The organism is Rathayibacter sp. VKM Ac-2928 (assembly GCF_022815545.1).
GTDB lineage: Bacteria > Actinomycetota > Actinomycetes > Actinomycetales > Microbacteriaceae > Rathayibacter > Rathayibacter festucae.
On record NZ_JALGRU010000001.1, the window covers coordinates 981,129 to 997,587 of the forward strand.

The following is a 16,459-nucleotide window of genomic DNA, read 5'->3' on the forward strand; positions in this document are numbered from 1 at the left end:
CGCTCTCGCACGCCGTCTTCCGCGAGGAGCCCCGTGCACGTCCTGCTTCCCCCGTCCGAGACCAAGCGCGACGGCGGCTCGGCCGAGTTCCGGCTCGAGGAGCTGTCGTTCCCGGGGCTGACCGATCGTCGCGTCGCCCTGCGCGACGCGCTGGTCGCGCTCGCCGGCGACCGGGACGCGGCGTCCCGCGCACTGAAGCTCGGTCCCCGGCAGTTCGGCGAGATCGAGCGCAACGCGGCACTGCCGACCGCGCCGGCGATGCCCGCGGTGGACCGCTTCGACGGTGTGCTGTTCGACGCGCTCGAGGCGGCGTCGCTCTCGGCCGGGGCGCGCGGCGTCCTCGGCCGGATCGTCGTGGTGCAGTCCGCGCTCTGGGGTCCCGTCCGGGGCCTCGACGGCATCCCCGCCTACCGGCTGTCGCACGACTCGCGTATCCCCGGGATGCCGCTCAAGCGCTGGTGGGCTGCCGAGGCGGGGCGCGAGCTGTCGGCGCTCCCGGGTCTCGTCCTCGACCTGCGCAGCGAGTCCTACGCGGCGCTCGGGCCGCTGCAGCCGGGGGAGGGGCGCTTCTTCGTCCGGGTGCGGTCGCGCGACGCGACGGGGCAGCTGCGCAACCTCAACCACTTCAACAAGCAGGGCAAGGGTCTCTTCGTCCGCGCGCTCGCGGAGGACGGCGTCGAGACCGACGCCCTCGCCGAGCTGATCGAGTGGGCGGCGTCCCGCGGGTTCGAGCTGGCGCCGAACGCCGGCAGCGGCGAGCTGGATCTCGTCGTGCGCTCGGCCTGAGCGTCAGGAGCGGGCGCGGAAGCACCCGGTGAGGTGGTCGTCGACGACGCCGGCCGACTGCAGCAGGGCGTACATGGTCGTCGCACCGACGAAGCGGAAGCCGGCCTTCCGGAGCGTCTTCGAGAGCGCGAGGGACGCCGGAGTGGAGGTCGGGACGTCGGCGGGGCGGACGATCCGGCCGGGCGGGGCGTCCTCCTCGAACGACCAGACCAGGCGGTCGATCGCGCCCTCGCCGTCGCGCTCGCGCAGGGTGACGGCCGCCTGCGCGTTGCCGATGGTCGCGAGGATCTTGGGGCGGCTGCGGATGATGCCGGCGTCGTCCATCAGGCGGTCCACGTCGTCCGCGTCCATCGCCGCGACGACGTCGAGATCGAAGCCGTGGAAGACCTCGCGGAACCGAGGCCGCTTGCGGAGGATGGTGATCCAGGAGAGCCCCGCTTGGAAGCCCTCGAGGCAGATCTTCTCGAAGAGCGGCCGGTCTCCGTGCAGGGGGACGCCCCACTCCTCGTCGTGGTAGCGGCGGTACTCGACGTCGTCGCCGCTCCAGCCGCAGCGGACGGTCCCGTCCGCGTCGGTGATCAGCCCGTTCTCGGCCGTCATCGGTGCGCGATCCCCTCGTGATCGAGCAGCCAGGCCTTCGTGGCGACGCCCTCACCGGCACTGAAGCCGGTGATCCGGCCGTCTCCGGCCAGCACACGGTGGCAGCCGACGAGGATCGGGATCGGGTTCGCGCCGACGGCGCCGCCGATGGGCCGACCGGAGCGGAGCCGTCCCGTCGCCTGCCCGAGGGCACCGTAGGAGGTGATCTCGCCGAAGCCGATCCCCTGGAGCGCTCCCCAGATCTCCAGCTGGAAGGGCGTTCCACGGAGCAGCAGCGGCAGGTCGAAGGTGCGCCGCTCGCCGGCGAAGTACGCGTCGAGCTGGTCGACCGCGGTGCAGAGGACGGGGAGCGAGCTGTCGGGCAGGTGGTCGTGCGGGAGGGTTCCGCCGTTCTCGATCGCGAGCGAGACGATCGACTCGCCGTCGCTGCCGACCTCGATCCGGCCGAGGGGGCTGACGGTGCGGCGCACGTGCAGGGGAGTCGTTCTCATGCCACGAGAGTAGCCGCGGCCCACGCGGGCGACCGGCGGGAATCGGACATCGGTGGACGGCTCCGCAGCTCGGCGGCCTGTGGAGGACGGAACGGGCGCGTCGAGATCCACCCGCCGAACGACGGTGGGTCTCGATACGCCGCCTGGGGCGGCTACTCGACGGGCATGTCCGCGTGATCGGCTGCGGTCGGTCGACCAGCGTGTCCGCACGCGGGATCGGCTGCGGCCGGTCGACCAGCAGGTGTGCGCACGTCCTGGCGCGGTCGGCCGGCGTCCTCCACAGGTGGCGTTCCGGCGATCTGTCTTCCGGTCGCCGTGGGCCCCGCCCCGCAGCGACGCAGGGCCCGCCACCGTTGCCGCATGACATCCACTGCATCCCCTCCGGTCCGTCCCGTCGATCACAGCGCCGTCCTCGCGGCGGTCCCTCGCCTGCTCGGGCATCCGCCGCACGAGAGCGTCGTCCTCGTCCCGCTGAGGTGCGGCACGCCCACCGGCGCCCTCCGCTTCGACCTCGCTGTCGGCGATCCGACACGAGCAGCACGGGTCTGGATCGGGGCCCTCGGGCGCTTCGGGCGCGTGGAGTGCCTGGTGATCGTGCTGTTCTCCTGCGGCCGACGCGTTCCGTCCGCCGGTGCGCTGATCGGCGCGCTGAGCAGTCGAGCGCAGGAGCTCGGAATCGCCGTGGAGGTGCTCGTCCCCGCCGGCCCGCGCCGCCCGCGCCGACCGGGCAGCGGAACGACGGTCCGCGGGACGTCCGGCGAGACCCCCTCGGCGGAACTGCTGCCCGCCGTCGACCGAGGGGAGGCGCTCGCGGTCGCGGCGGAGGTGGACGCGCTGCTCGACCGGCACCCGCGCGCTCGTCTCCCCGAGGCGGTGACGGCCGACGTCGAGTCCCTTCTGCTGCGCGCGGCCGCGGGTCGTCCCTGGCAGCCGCGGACCCACGCGCTCGCCGCGCTCATCGTCGGCGCGCAACGGCGGGAAGGGCGGGAGCGGGTGATCCGACTCGTCGCCTCTCCCGACCGCGCCGCTGCGCCGTCCGTCATCGGGCTCGTCGCGCACGCGGCCGCGGCGGCGCCGGGGACCGAGCGGGGACCGCTGCTGGTCCTGCTCGCCACGCTCCACTGGTCGTCGGGGTCGATCCGCTCAGCGGCGCTCCTCGCGCGGGAGGCGGTCCGCCTCGACCCGCACGATCACGACTCGCGGATCCTCGCAGCCGCGCTCGAGGGCGGCGAGCCGTGCCCGTGGGCCGTCGAGGGGCGCCGTGCCGCGTGAGGCGCGTCCGGCGTGCTCGTGCGCGCCGCCAGTCCCTCCGGCGGCGCGCACGAGCGCGTCAGAGTCGCGCCCAGGCCTCCGTCAGCACGGAGCGCAGGATCTGCTCGATCTCGTCGAACTCCTTCGGTCCGATGGTGAGCGGCGGTGCGAGCTGCACGACGGGGTCGCCGCGGTCGTCCGCCCGGCAGTACAGGCCGGCGTCGAACAGCGCCTTCGAGAGGAAGCCGCGGAGCAGGCGCTCCGACTCCTCCGCGTTGAAGGTCTCCTTGGTCGTCTTGTCCTTGACCAGCTCGATCCCGAAGAAGTAGCCCGCGCCGCGGACGTCGCCGACGATCGGCAGGTCGAGCAGCTTCTCGAGCGCGGAGCGGAAGAGCGGCGAGTTCTCCCGCACGTTCTCGTTGAGCTTCTCCTCCTCGAAGATGTCGAGGTTCTCCAGCGCGACCGCGGCCGAGACGGGGTGCCCGCCGAAGGTGTAGCCGTGCGGGAAGGAGACCTCGCCGTGCCGGAAGGGCTCGTAGATGCGGTCGCTGACGATGGTGGCGCCGATGGGGGAGTAGCCGCTGGTCATGCCCTTCGCGCAGGTGATCATGTCCGGCACGTAGCCGTACTCGTCGCAGGCGAACATGTGGCCGATCCGCCCGAAGGCGCAGATCACCTCGTCCGAGACGAGGAGCACGTCGTGCCGGTCGCAGATCTCGCGCACCCGCTGGAAGTAGCCGGGCGGCGGGGGGAAGCAGCCACCGGAGTTCTGCACCGGCTCGAGGAAGACGGCCGCGACCGTCTCGGGGCCCTCGAACTCGATCATCTCCTCGATGCGGTCCGCGGCCCAGACGCCGAAGGCCTCCAGGTCGTCGCCGTGCTGGGGCGCGCGGTAGAAGTTGGTGTTCGGCACGCGGAAGCCGCCGGGCACGATCGGCTCGAACATCGCCTTCATCGCCGGGATGCCGGTGATCGCCAGGGCGCCCTGCGGGGTGCCGTGGTAGGCGACCGAGCGCGAGATCACCTTGTGCTTGCCCGGCTTGCCCTGGAGCTTCCAGAAGTGCTTCGCCAGCTTGAAGGCCGTCTCGACGGCCTCACCGCCACCGGTCGAGAAGAACACGCGGTTGAGGTCGCCCGGTGCGTGATCCGCGAGGCGATCGGCGAGCTCGATCGCCGAGGGCGTCGCGTACGACCAGAGCGGGAAGAACGAGAGCTCGGCCGCCTGCTTGGCCGCGGCCTCCGCGAGCCGACGACGGCCGTGGCCCGCGTTGACGACGAAGAGCCCGGAGAGCCCGTCGAAGTACTTCCGGCCCGTGCTGTCCCAGATGTGATGGCCCTCACCCCGGGTGATGATGGGGACCCCCGCGCCGGAGTCCATCACCGACTGCCGGGTGAAGTGCATCCAGAGGTGGTCCTTGGCCTTCTTCTGCAGCGCGGCGTCGTCGAAGCCGGCCGGGGCGTCCTCGCCCTTCACCGGATCGCCGGACGCGAGGCCCTGGCTCGAGAATGCTGTCTCTGTGGTCATCGGTTACCGCGTTCCCCAGTTGTAGAACTGCTTGTGGAGTTTCAGATAGACGAAGGTCTCGGTGGAGAGCACCCCCGGGAGCGACCGGATCTCCTGGTTGAGCAGGGCGATCAGGTCGTCGTCGTTCTCGCAGACGACCTCGGCGAGGATGTCGAAGGTGCCGGCCGTCAGCACCACGTAGTCCACGGCGGGGATCGCCGCGAGGCTGTCCGCGACCACCCTGGTGTCCCCGGTGACGCGGACCCCGATCATCGCCTGCCGGTAGAAGCCGAGCTGCATCGGGTCGGTCACGGCGACGATCTGCATCACGCCCGACTCGGTCAGCTTCTGCACCCGCTGGCGGACGGCCGCCTCGCTGAGCCCCACCGCCTTGCCGATCTCGGCGTAGGAGCGCCGGCCGTCGGCCTGCAGCTGCTCGATGATCGCCTTGGACACGTCGTCGAGCTGGAGCGGGCGCGGCGCAGGAGGGCGGGAGGGGCTCATGCGATGATCCTGGCAGCCTCGTCGGGGCCCGGCAAGTGAATCCGCATCGGCGAGGCGTCCCGGATGACGGAATCCACTGTCACGGAAGCGCTCTCGCCCACGCGGAGGACGGTCGGTCCGGTCCTCCGCGGGGGCGCTGCGGAGCGCCGCTGAGCGGGCGTCTCCAGTGCTCGCACAGCCGCTAGCATCGGAGGGATCGGCCCGCATGCGCGGAGCCGGCGGAGGCGAGGAGACGCGATGACGCAGATCGGCCGCAGCCGAGCGTCGGTGACCGTCCCCGTCTCGGCCTGGTCCTCGGACACGCCCTCCGCGGAGGTCACCCTCGGCTGGGCGGCGCGCACCGAGGTCGGCCTGGTGCGCAGCGCCAACGAGGACAGCTACCTCGCGAAGACACCGCTCTTCGCCGTCGCCGACGGGATGGGCGGTCATGCGGCCGGAGAGGTGGCGAGCGACGCCGTCGTGTCCCGGCTCTCCCTCGCCGCGACCGGCAGCACCGTGGGAGCGGAGGAGATCGACCGCGCACTCCGTGAGGCCGTGGACGACATCGCCCGCCAGTCGCGCACCGCCGACGGCGGAACAGGGACCACCGTTACCGGAGCGGCACTGACCGCCGTGGGCGGCGAGCCCTACTGGTCCGTCTTCAACATCGGCGACTCGCGCGTCTACCTCTGCGTCCAGGGCGCCCTGGTCCAGCTGACGGTCGACCACTCGATCGTCCAGGAGCTCGTCGATGCCGGCCTGATCACCCGGGACGAGGCCGACGTGCACCCGCACAGCAACGTGATCACCAGGGCGGTCGGCTTCCACGAGCCGCCCGTCCCCGACTACCGCCTGGTTCCCGTCATCGCCCCGTCGCGGCTGCTGATCTGCTCGGACGGCCTGACCAAGGAGCTCACGGACGCGGGCCTCGAGCACGTGCTCTCCACCGCGGAGACGGCCCAGGACGCCGCCGACGGACTGGTCGAGGCGGCGCTCGGCAACGGCGGACGCGACAACGTGACGGTGATCGTCGTCGACGTGCTCGCCGTCACCGGCGAGAGCGACTGATCGAGGACCCGGGAGGCCCGCCGGAGCCCCGGGTAGCATGGGTCGAGGAGGGGTGGTCTCGGTGATCTGCAGCACGTGTGGCTCCACCCTCGATCCCGGGGCGATCCTCTGCGGAGAGTGCGGCACCTCGGTGGCCTCGCACGCGACTCCCGGCGCCTCCCGCCCCGCGTCGACCGGCGACACCACCGTCCTCGACCCCTCGCGCCGTGCCTGGCTCCCCGGTCTCGCACCGGGCCGGCACCGGCGGCCCGCTCCCGGGGCGCCCATGGCGCCGCCGAGTCAGGGGCTCGTGAAGCTGATCTTCGCCTCCGGGCAGCACGCCATCGTCACCGGCAGCGGTCTCATCGGCCGTCAGCCGCTGCCGGATGCGGGCGAGACCTTCCGGCACATCCTCGCGGTCCCCGATCCGACGCGCTCGCTCTCGAAGACGCACCTCGAGTTCGGCTTCGACGAGGGCGGCCTGTGGGTCAGCGATCGCTGGTCGGCCAACGGCACCGTGCTGGTCGCCCCGACGCAGGCCCCGCTCCCGCTCGAGGCGGGCCGCCGCTACCGCGCGAAGATCGGCAGCAGGCTCCTGCTGTCCGCGGTCGAGATGGCGGTGGAACGGGTCGACGGCTCCTCCACAGCCTCGAACCGTCCACCGATCACCCGCTGACCCACCGCGCGCGGCCGGCGTCCGCTTCGCTGGTCGGATGACGATCCAGCACTCCCGGGCACGGCTCCTGCCGCCCACTCCGCCGAGCACGCCGCCGCGGCCGCCGTTCCCGTGGATCGCGGCGCTGACCCCGGTGGTGTCGTCCCTCGTGCTGTACGCGCTGACCTCGTCGCCGTACACGCTGGCCCTCGCCGCTCTCGGGCCCGTGGTCGCGCTCGCCTCCTTCCTCGACGCGGCCCGTCTCCGTCGCCGCACCGCGCGGCGGGAGGCGGAGCGCTACTCCCGGGAGCTCGCGGAGCACACCGTCGCGACGGCCAAGGCGCGGGCGGAGGAGCTCGCCGCCCTCCGCCGCGCGTCGCCGCTCCCGCTCGAGGTCCTCGAGCAGCGCGTCCCGGCGGACGCCCGCTGGCGCCGGCCGGCGGAGGGACTCGAGGTCGTGCTCAGTCGGGCGAGGGGAACAGGGGAGGGCGCGTGGGAGGACCGGGAGGTGCTGCTGGCAGCGATGTCCTCGGGGATCGGCGTCGTCGGCCCCGCCGTCCTCACCCGCGCGCTGGTGCGGGGGCTCCTGGTGCAGATCGCGGAGCTCGTCGCGCCGGAAGCCCTCCGCATCGAACTGCCGGCCGGAACCGGCTGGCGCTGCCTCCGCGCTCTCCCGCACACGCGGTCGGTCGGCGCGCCGCTCACCCTCGCCGTCCTGGAGGAGGACGCGGCGACCGAGGCGGACGCCGTCCTCGCCCTCGCCGGCACGGCGGCCGAGCTGCCGAAGCGGTGCCGCTGCATCGTGCAGCTCGGCGGAGCCGGCGTCGCGAGCGTCGTCGGCCGGAGAGGGCCCGGCACCACGGAGCCGCTGGTCGTCGACTTCGTGGCTGCGGAGCAGGCGCGCGGCTACGCCGAGTCGCTCGCCGCCGCCCGCGGCGCAGGACCGGCGGAGCTCCCGGGGACCGTGCTGCTCTCCGACCTCGGTGGCCGGGACGGACCCGAGGACGGCACCGGCCTCCCGGTGCTGCTGGGGCGGACGCCGAGCGGCCCGATCGAGATCGATCTGGTCCGCGACGGACCGCACGCCGTCGTCGGCGGGACGACGGGGAGCGGCAAGAGCGAGCTCCTGATCGCCTGGGTCGTGGGGCTGGCGATCCGGCACCCGCCGACCGCCGTGACGTTCCTGCTCGCGGACTTCAAGGGCGGCGCGGGGTTCAGCGCGCTCCGGCCCCTCCCGCACGTGACCGGGGTGGTCACCGATCTCGACGCCGAGGGGGCTCTCCGCGCCTTCACCAGCATCGCCGCCGAGCTGCGCCGTCGCGAGGTGGTCCTCGCCGAGCGCGGCGTCCCGGACATCGCCCGGCTGGCACCCGGTGTGCTCGCGCGGCTGGTCGTCGTCGTCGACGAGTGCGCGGTCGTGCTGGAGCGCGCACCGGAGCTGCACCGCACCTTCGCCGACATCGCCGCGCGCGGGCGCTCGCTCGGCGTCCACCTCGTGCTCTGCACCCAGCGGCCGGTCGGCGTCGTCCGCGACGCGGTCGCGGCGAACTGCGGTCTCCGGATCGCACTCCGGGTGCACGACGCCGCCGACTCGCGAGCGCTGATCGGCTCGGACGCCGCCGCGCGGATCCCGCACCGCTCGGCGGGTCGGTGCGTGGTGTCGATCGGCGGGCGCGGGCAGCTGATCCAGGCGGCCCTCGCGCAGGAGGACGACATCGCCAGGGCGAGGCGGAGCGGCGCCGGGTCGGCCCCGGCGCACCGGCCCTGGCTCGACCCGCTCCCCGACCGGATCCCCCTGCCGGAGCGCCGGCGGACGGGCCGGATCGCGCTCGGCGTCGTCGACCGCCCGGCCGAGCAGCGCCAGGACGTCGTCCACCTCGATCACCGCTCCCTCCTCGTCCTCGGAGCGGCGGGCTCCGGTCGCAGCGGCGCGCTCCGCACGGTCGCCGCGCAGCTCGGCGGCGCTCGCACGGTCGGCCCGCTCGACGCCGAGGGGGCCTGGGACGCGATCGTCGCCGAGGAGGGGCCGTCCGGTCCGCTCCTGCTCGACGACCTGGATCTGCTGCTGCGGCGCTGCACCGAGGACGAGCGCCGGCGACTCCTCGACGCCCTGCAGACGGCGCTCCGCTCCGGCGAGGATCCGATCGTCGCCACCGCCCGCCGGGCGACCGACGGTCTCGCCGGCCTCCGGGACGCCTTCGACGACGTCCTGCTGCTGCGCGCCGCACACCGGCAGGAGCACCAGCTGCTCGCGCTGCACGGCGAGCCGTACCGCGGCGACCTGCCCCCGGGCGGCGGCTGGTGGCGCGGGGAGCGGATCCAGGTCTTCGCGCCGCCGCCGTCGCCGTCGGGCAGGCGTCCGGCGGCCGTGCCGGTCGTGCCGACGGGCGAGGAGCCCACCGCCGTCCTGACGAACCGCGCGGGGGCGCTGCGGGCCAGGCTCACCGCGGCCGGTGTCCCCGCGCTCCCGGTCCCGGCGGTGGTGGACGGGCTGCCTCCGGCCGGGGCGGCGATCCTCGGGTCGGTCGCGGAGTGGTCCGTGTCGAGGGCGCTCCTCGCCCGCCTCCGAGCGGGTGCGCCCGTCGTGCTCGACCTCCCCCCGGCCGAGGCGCGGGTCGTGCTGGGCCCGCTCCCGCCGGCACCTCTCTGCGCGGGCGACAGGGTGCTGCTCCTGGTGGACGACCGTCTTCGTCGTGCGCGCTGGCCGGACGCCCCGGTGTCCTGACCATCGGCTCCGAACAGGAGGAATCCGTGGTCGGAGAGCCCTCGGAGCGCGGATTTCGTGACAATCATGTTTCCAGATCACCGATCTCCTCCGTCCGTCATCGACAGACGTCCGAGCACTGTGCCAGTATTTCCCCACGTTCACGCCGGTGGGCCCGAGCACCGACGCAGTCAGGAGCCGCAGCCATGACCCGTCCTCTCCCGAGGGACCCCGTCCTCCGCGAGGCCATCGCCGTCGCACGATCCCGCGAGCGGGAGCGGCGCGCGATGCTCTCGCGGCGCGCAGTCCTCGGCGGTCTCGGGCTCGGCGTCGGCGCGCTGGCGCTCGCCGGCTGCGCCCAGGTCTCGCGCGCCGCCCCCACCGCCGCGGTCGACGAGTCCGCCTCCGATCCGAGACTGGTCTGGGACAACTGGCCGGCCTACCTCGACGAGGACGACGACGGCGGCTACCCGACGCTGACGGCGTTCGAGAAGCAGTCCGGCATCTCCGTCACCTACAACGTCGCGGTCGACGACAACAACTCCTACTACGGCAAGGTCAAGGACCAGCTCGCGCTCGGCCAGTACATCGGCGCCGACACCGTCTGCCTGACCGAGTGGATGGTCTCGCGGCTGGCCCGGCGCGGCTACATCCAGGAGCTCGACCACGCGAACATCCCGAACATCGCGAACCTCACCCCCTCGCTCGCGAACCCCGACTTCGATCCGGGCCGCCACCGTTCCCTCCCGTTCCAGGCCGGCTTCGCCGGGATCTGCTGGAACAAGGAGAAGCTGCCGAACGGACTCGCGAGCGTCGAGGACCTCTGGGACCCGGCACTGCGCGGCCGGGTCGGCGTGCTCAGCGAGATGCGCGACACCATCGGACTGATCATGCTCGCCCAGGGCACCGACATCGCCGGCTCCTGGGGGGACGACGAGTTCATGAACGCGATCGACGTCTTCCGGAAGCAGGTCGACGAGGGCCAGATCCGCAACATCAAGGGCAACGCGTACCTCAACGACCTGCAGAACGAGGACACCCTCGCGGCGATCTGCTGGTCGGGCGACATCACGCTGATCAACACCGAGGCCGGCGACAAATGGGAGTTCGCGCTCCCCGACTCCGGCGGCACCCTGTGGAACGACACCTTCGTCGTGCCGATGGGCTCCCAGCGCAAGGCCAACGCGGAAGCGCTGATGAACTACTACTACGAGCCGGAGGTCGCCGCCGAGGTGGCCGCCTGGGTCAACTACATCACCCCCGTCGACGGAGCGAAGGACGCCATGGAGAGCATCGACCCGGAGCTGGCCGAGAACCAGCTGATCTTCCCCGACGAGGACACGCTCGCGCAGTCCCACATCTTCCGGACGCTCACCGCGGACGAGGAGAAGGACTACCAGGCCGAGTTCCAGAAAGTGCTGCTGGGCATCTGATGGCGATGGGAACCTTCGCCGAGCGCGGCGCCGACCTCGAGCTGGTCGGGATCAGCAAGCAGTACCCGGGCTTCACCGCCATCGACTCGCTGGATCTCACGATCCCCGCGGGCTCCTTCTTCGCCCTGCTCGGACCCTCCGGCTGCGGGAAGACGACCACCCTGCGGCTCGTCGCGGGCCTCGAGGAGCCCAGCGTCGGCCGGATCCTCATCGGCGGGAAGGACGTCACGGCCACCAAGACCTTCCAGCGCCCGGTCAACACGGTCTTCCAGTCGTACGCGCTGTTCCCGCACATGTCGATCCTCGAGAACGTCGCGTTCGGTCTCAAGCGCCGCCGGATCGACGACCCGGTCGGCAAGGCGCACGAGGCGCTCCGGCTGGTCGAGCTCGACCACCTCGCCCAGCGCCGCCCGGCCCAGCTCTCGGGCGGGCAGCAGCAGCGGGTCGCCCTCGCCCGGGCCATCGTCAACCGGCCCGCGCTCCTGCTCCTCGACGAGCCGCTCGGCGCGCTCGACCTCAAGCTCCGCCGCCAGATGCAGCTCGAGCTGAAGTCGATCCAGGAGGAGGTCGGCCTCACCTTCCTGCACGTCACGCACGACCAGGAGGAGGCCATGACCATGGCCGACACCGTCGCCGTGATGAACAAGGGCCGGATCGAGCAGATGGGCGCCCCCGAGGCGCTCTACGAGCTCCCGCGCACCGTCTTCGTCGCGAACTTCCTCGGCCAGTCGAACCTCTTCACCGGCGAGGTCGTCGGCTCGACCGCCACCGCGCTGACGATCGCGGCCGGTGACGCCCGGATCGTCGTGCCCACCGCCCGTGCGGCTCGCGAGTCCGGGGAGATGACGATCGGCGTCCGCCCCGAGAAGCTCCAGCTGCTCACGGAGGCGCCGGCCGACTCGCCGGACCGCAACGTGCTGGGCCCGGGGCGCGTCGTCGACGTCTCCTTCAGCGGCGTCAGCACGCAGTACACGATCGAGATCCCGACGCTCGGCTCGATCGTCGTCTTCGCCCAGAACATGGTCTTCGGGCCGGTCGTCGGCGAGGGCGCGCAGGTCTGGGTCAGCTGGAGCATCGAGCACGGCTTCGGTCTGGCCGACGAGCCGGGCACCGTGCCCCGCTTCGCCGCCGACGACTCCACCCGCTCGATCGCCCTGCAGAAGCGCGGGCTGCTCGCCGGACGCTCCGGAGGGGCGTAGGCATGGCCTTCGCCGCGTTCGCGACCGGCTCTGCCGACACGCTCGATCCGCCGGTCCGCCGGCGGTCGACGATCGCCCTGGTGCTCCTGCTGCCGGGCATCGTCTACATGCTGCTCTTCTTCCTGACGCCGCTGATCTCGCTCGTGCTGACCTCGTTCCAGGTCGAGGTGCCGGACGGGGACATCGGCGAGTACGCGCCGGGCTTCGCCTGGCAGAACTACCTCGTCGTGATGGCCGACTACTGGCCGCACGCGATCCGCTCCTTCGGCTACGCGCTGATCGCCACGGTGCTCGCGCTCGTCATCAGCTACCCGCTCGCCTACTACATCGGGGTGAAGGCGCGGCCGTGGCCGCTGCTGCAGAACCTGCTGCTGACGCTGGTGATCGCGCCGTTCTTCATCAGCTTCCTGCTCCGCACCCTGGCGTGGAAGCAGATCCTCGCCGACGAGAGCCCGCTCGTGCAGGCCCTCAAGACCGTCGCGATCCTGCCCTCCGACGGCCACCTCACGGGGACTCCGATCGCCGTCGTCTTCGGCATCACCTACAACTTCATCCCCTTCATGACCCTGCCGCTGTACACGACGCTGGAGCGGCTGGACACCCGGCTGCTCGAGGCCGGCTCCGACCTCTACGCGCACCCCGCCTCGGTGTTCTGGAAGGTCACGGTGCCGCTCTCGATGCCCGGCATCGTCTCGGGCACGCTGCTCACCTTCATCCCGGCCGCGGGCGACTACATCAATGCGAGCCGGGACTTCCTCGGCTCGTCGCAGACCTCGATGGTGGGCAACGCGATCGAGGCGAACTTCCTCACCCTCGAGAACTATCCGGCCGCGGCCGCGCTCTCGATCGTGCTGATGGCCGTGATCCTGGTCATCGTCGGCTTCTACGTGAAGCGCAGTGGAACGGAGGACCTCCTGTGACCGCCACCGCCGACCGCCCCGTCGCGAGCGCCCAGGAGGCGCTGGGGGCACCCGCTCCCGCGCCGGTGCGAGGCCCGCGCCGCTTCAAGGGCCTCGGGCTCGGGATCTACACCGCCCTCGCGCTGATCTTCCTGCTGATCCCGATCGGCTACACCTTCGTCTACTCGTTCAACGACTCGGGCAAGAGCAACCTCGCCTGGCGGGGCTTCACCTTCGACAAGTGGGTGTCGGCGTGGACGAGCGAGGAGGTGATGACGGCGTTCGGCAACAGCCTGCTGGTCGGCGTCGTCGCGACGGTGCTGGCCACCGCGCTCGGGACGATGATCGCCATCGCACTCGTGCGGTTCCGCTTCCGGTTCCGCTCGGCGATCAGCCTGCTGCTGTTCCTGCCGATGGCCACCCCAGAGGTGGTGCTCGGCGCCGGTCTGGCCGCCCAGTTCCTCGCGCTCGGCACCGAGAAGGGCCTGGTCACGATCGTCCTGGCGCACACGATGTTCTGCATCAGCTTCGTCGTGGTGACGGTGAAGGCGCGCGTCGCGAGCCTCGACCCGCGACTCGAGGAGGCGGGGCGCGACCTCTACGCCTCACCGGCCCAGGTCTTCTGGCGGATCACCTTCCCGCTGCTGCTGCCCGGCATCCTCGCGGCGGCATTGCTCTCGTTCGCGCTGAGCTTCGACGACTTCATCATCACGAACTTCAACTCCGGGTCCGTCACCACGTTCCCGAAGTACATCTACATCGCGGCGGCCCGCGGCATCCCCGCCGAGGCGAACGTGATCGCCTCGGCGGTGTTCGTGCTGGCGATCCTCATCGTCGTCGTCACGCAGGTGTCGGCGGCGGCCCGGGCGAAGCGGCTGGCGCGCACGCAGTAGCGGCGCGACCGGCCGCTCCGGCGGCGCCCCGGCGCCTCAGACGTAGGAGGCGCGGACCGCGCCGACCGGCTTGCCGCCGCCGGTGACCACCGGGTTGAGCCGCACCAGCACCTCGTTCGCCGCCGTGCGGTCCACGGTGCCCGCCTCCACCAGCAGCTTGAGCGCGACCACCGTGGCGGCGCGCAGGCTGCCGTCGAGGATCTTCAGCGCGACCGTCGTTCCGTCGGGCGAGGCCATCACGAGCACTCCCTCCGCGCCGAGCTTCGCGACCAGGCCGAGCCGCTCGATCACGACGGTGTTGTCGCGACCCGGCCCGTCCAGCGCCCATGCGTTCTCGAGGATCGCCTCGGTGAGCACGCCCGCCTGCCGGTAGAGCCCGAACGGCGAGGCGGGGGAGGAGGAGACGATCCGCGAGATCCCCTTCGCCAGCGCGGTCAGCGGCAGTGCGTGCACCGGTGCGCCGCAGCCGTCGACGGCCGAGCCGGCGATCCGCTCGCCGGTCAGGCGCTCGATCGTGTCCACGATGTGCTGCTGCAGCGGGTGCGAGCGCTCGAGGTAGTCGTCGGTGCTCCAGCCGTTCTGCACGCAGGCGAGCAGCATCGCCGCGTGCTTGCCGGAGCAGTTCATGTACAGCGGGTCCGCGCTCGCGCCGGCGCGCAGCAGCTTGGTGCGCGAGGCCGAGTCGCTCGGCCAGTCGGCCGGGCACTGCAGGGCGGTGTGGTCGAGGCCCGCGCGGAAGAGCAGGTTCTGCACCAGGGCGACGTGCTGCGGGATGCCGGCGTGGCTCGCGGTCGCGATGACCGCCTCCGCCCCGCTCAGCTCGACGCCGGCGGTCATCACGGCGAGGGCCTGGAAGGGCTTCAGGCAGGAGCGGGGGAGGACCGGCGCCGTCGGGGTGCCCAGGGTGCGGGCGACGCGGCCGTCGGAGTCGAGGAGCACGGCCGACCCGGCGTGGCGCGACTCGACGAAGCCGGAGCGCTCGACCACCGCCAGTTCGACGGACTCGGCGAGGGTGAAGGTACCTGCGGACATCCCCCCATCTTGCCCGACGGCCCGGCGCCTCCTGGGCGGAGGGGCCGGGTCGTCGACGGAGCGGGCGGGGCTCAGAGGGTCGCGAACGCCTCGCCGAGCACGGCCACGGCCTCGTCCAGCAGCTCGTCCGTGAGGGCGAGGCTGGGGAGGAAGCGCACCACGTTGCCGTAGGTGCCGGCGCTGAGCACGAGCACGCCGTGCTTGGCGGCGTAGTCGATGATCGCGGCGACCGCCGCGGTGTTCGGTCGCTTGGTCGTCTGCCCGGTTCCGGGCTCGACGAGCTCGATCGCCATCATCGCGCCGATGCCGCGCACGTCGCCGATGATGTCGTAGCGCTCCTGCAGGGCGTGCAGCGCGGCACCGAGGCGGGCGCCGATCCGGTCGGCCTCGGCGAGGAGGCCGTCCTGCTCGATCCGCTCGAAGACCGCGACGGCTGCGGCCGCCGCGACGGGGTTGCCGCCGAAGGTGCCGCCGAGGCCGCCGGCCTGCGCGGAGTCCATGATCTCGGCCCGGCCGGTGACGCCGGCGAGCGGCAGGCCGCCCGCGATGCCCTTGGCCGAGAGCACCAGGTCGGGGACGAGGCCGAAGTGCTCGCTGGCGAACCAGGCGCCGGTGCGGGCCATGCCCGACTGGATCTCGTCGGCGACGAAGACGATGCCGTTCGCGGTGCACCACTCCTGCAGGGCCGGCAGGAAGCCCTGCGCCGGGACCATGAAGCCGCCCTCGCCCTGGACGGGCTCGACGACGAGGCAGGCCAGCGCGGAGGCACCCACCGTCTTCTCGAGGTACGAGATCGTCTGCTCGGCCGCTTCGGCGCCCGAGAGGCCGTCGTGGTACGGGTAGGAGCTCGGCGCGCGGTGGACGTCGCTCGCGAACGGGCCGAAGCCGAGTCCGTAGGGGAGCGCCTTGAAGTTCATCGCCATCGTCAGGTTCGTGCGGCCGTGGTAGGCGTGGTCCAGCACCGCGACGCCGGGGCGGCCGGTGTGCTTGCGGGCGATCTTGACCGCGTTCTCAACGGCCTCGGCGCCGGAGTTGACCAGCACGGTCTTCTTCGCGTGGTCGCCGGGGGTGTGCTCGCCGAGCAGCTCCGCGACGCGGATGTACGGCTCGTAGGGCGTGACGGTGAAGAGCGTGTGGGTGAGGCGGCCGAGCTGCGCGGTGGCGGCGGCGACGACCGCGTCGTCGGTGTGGCCGATCGTCGTCACGCCGATGCCGGCGCCCAGGTCGATGAACTGGTTGCCGTCGACGTCGACGAGGATCGCGCCGTGCGCGCGGTCGATGTAGACGGGGAGCGCGGTGCCGACTCCGGTGGGGACGACGGCGAGGCGGCGCTCGTGCAGAGCCCTCGATCGCGGCCCCGGGATCTCGGTCGCGACGCGACGCTCCTGGGGGACGGCCGACGTGGGAACCTGGGGAGCGAGCGTGTCTGTCATGGTCCCCCGAGTGTACCCGCGGGCCTCGGAGCAGCAGGGGTCCAGACCG

Annotated in this window: 15 protein-coding genes; 9 read left to right on the forward strand and 6 right to left on the reverse strand. The window is 72.4% G+C overall.

The genetic code is table 11. The features are described from left to right. Positions 1-33: 33 nt before the first annotated feature. A complete protein-coding gene (locus MT350_RS04610) occupies positions 34-786 on the forward strand; it encodes a YaaA family protein (protein WP_243615473.1) in 753 nt (250 codons plus the stop codon). Between the two features lie 3 nt (positions 787-789). Here MT350_RS04610 and MT350_RS04615 read toward each other — a convergent pair whose 3' ends face one another. Further along, positions 790-1,386, reverse strand: a complete 597-nt coding sequence (locus MT350_RS04615; protein ID WP_243615474.1) for a DNA-3-methyladenine glycosylase I — start codon at positions 1,384-1,386, stop codon at positions 790-792. Further along, positions 1,383-1,877, reverse strand: coding sequence for a methylated-DNA--[protein]-cysteine S-methyltransferase (locus tag MT350_RS04620; protein ID WP_123735367.1), 495 nt, complete (start codon positions 1,875-1,877; stop codon positions 1,383-1,385). The genes MT350_RS04615 and MT350_RS04620 overlap by 4 nt, the downstream gene beginning before the upstream one ends. Before the next feature lie 360 nt (positions 1,878-2,237). On the opposite strand from MT350_RS04620, the gene MT350_RS04625 reads away from it, so the two are divergent. Then, on the forward strand, positions 2,238-3,149 hold the full coding sequence (locus tag MT350_RS04625; protein WP_243615475.1) for a DUF4192 family protein: 912 nt from the start codon (positions 2,238-2,240) through the stop codon (positions 3,147-3,149). 58 nt (positions 3,150-3,207) lie between these two features. Here the strand turns inward: MT350_RS04625 and MT350_RS04630 are convergent, their stop codons facing one another. Both MT350_RS04630 and MT350_RS04635 read right to left on the reverse strand, forming a co-directional pair. Further along, the gene (locus MT350_RS04630; RefSeq protein ID WP_243615638.1) at positions 3,208-4,530 is read right to left on the reverse strand and encodes an aspartate aminotransferase family protein; all 1,323 of its coding nucleotides are present in this window, start codon (positions 4,528-4,530) and stop codon (positions 3,208-3,210) included. A 126-nt stretch (positions 4,531-4,656) separates the two neighbouring features. Continuing rightward, entirely contained in the window at positions 4,657-5,136 is a 480-nt protein-coding gene (locus MT350_RS04635) for an Lrp/AsnC family transcriptional regulator (RefSeq protein ID WP_123445514.1), read from the reverse strand. A gap of 237 nt (positions 5,137-5,373) precedes the next feature. Between MT350_RS04635 and MT350_RS04640 the strand changes: the two genes are divergently transcribed. The 7 genes from MT350_RS04640 to MT350_RS04670 all read left to right on the forward strand — a co-directional run bounded on the left by MT350_RS04640 (position 5,374) and on the right by MT350_RS04670 (position 13,945). Further along, positions 5,374-6,183, forward strand: a complete 810-nt coding sequence (locus MT350_RS04640; RefSeq protein ID WP_123735369.1) for a PP2C family serine/threonine-protein phosphatase — start codon at positions 5,374-5,376, stop codon at positions 6,181-6,183. A gap of 130 nt (positions 6,184-6,313) precedes the next feature. Next, entirely contained in the window at positions 6,314-6,838 is a 525-nt protein-coding gene (locus tag MT350_RS04645; RefSeq protein ID WP_148059117.1) for a hypothetical protein, read from the forward strand. A 37-nt stretch (positions 6,839-6,875) separates the two neighbouring features. Then, complete coding sequence (locus MT350_RS04650) at positions 6,876-9,542, forward strand: FtsK/SpoIIIE domain-containing protein (protein WP_243615476.1); 2,667 nt, start codon at positions 6,876-6,878, stop codon at positions 9,540-9,542. 185 nt (positions 9,543-9,727) lie between these two features. Continuing rightward, entirely contained in the window at positions 9,728-10,954 is a 1,227-nt protein-coding gene (locus MT350_RS04655; protein WP_243615477.1) for a PotD/PotF family extracellular solute-binding protein, read from the forward strand. Further along, complete coding sequence (locus MT350_RS04660) at positions 10,954-12,153, forward strand: ABC transporter ATP-binding protein (RefSeq protein ID WP_243615478.1); 1,200 nt, start codon at positions 10,954-10,956, stop codon at positions 12,151-12,153. The genes MT350_RS04655 and MT350_RS04660 overlap by 1 nt, the downstream gene beginning before the upstream one ends. A gap of 2 nt (positions 12,154-12,155) precedes the next feature. After that, a complete protein-coding gene (locus MT350_RS04665) occupies positions 12,156-13,073 on the forward strand; it encodes an ABC transporter permease (RefSeq protein ID WP_243615479.1) in 918 nt (305 codons plus the stop codon). 104 nt (positions 13,074-13,177) lie between these two features. Continuing rightward, positions 13,178-13,945 (forward strand): ABC transporter permease, encoded by a 768-nt coding sequence (locus MT350_RS04670; protein ID WP_243615639.1) that lies wholly within the window; start codon positions 13,178-13,180, stop codon positions 13,943-13,945. 36 nt (positions 13,946-13,981) lie between these two features. Here the strand turns inward: MT350_RS04670 and MT350_RS04675 are convergent, their stop codons facing one another. Both MT350_RS04675 and gabT read right to left on the reverse strand, forming a co-directional pair. Continuing rightward, positions 13,982-14,977, reverse strand: a complete 996-nt coding sequence (locus MT350_RS04675; RefSeq protein ID WP_123702932.1) for an asparaginase — start codon at positions 14,975-14,977, stop codon at positions 13,982-13,984. A gap of 71 nt (positions 14,978-15,048) precedes the next feature. After that, positions 15,049-16,410, reverse strand: a complete 1,362-nt coding sequence (gabT, locus tag MT350_RS04680) for a 4-aminobutyrate--2-oxoglutarate transaminase (protein ID WP_243615480.1) — start codon at positions 16,408-16,410, stop codon at positions 15,049-15,051. Positions 16,411-16,459: the final 49 nt, after the last annotated feature.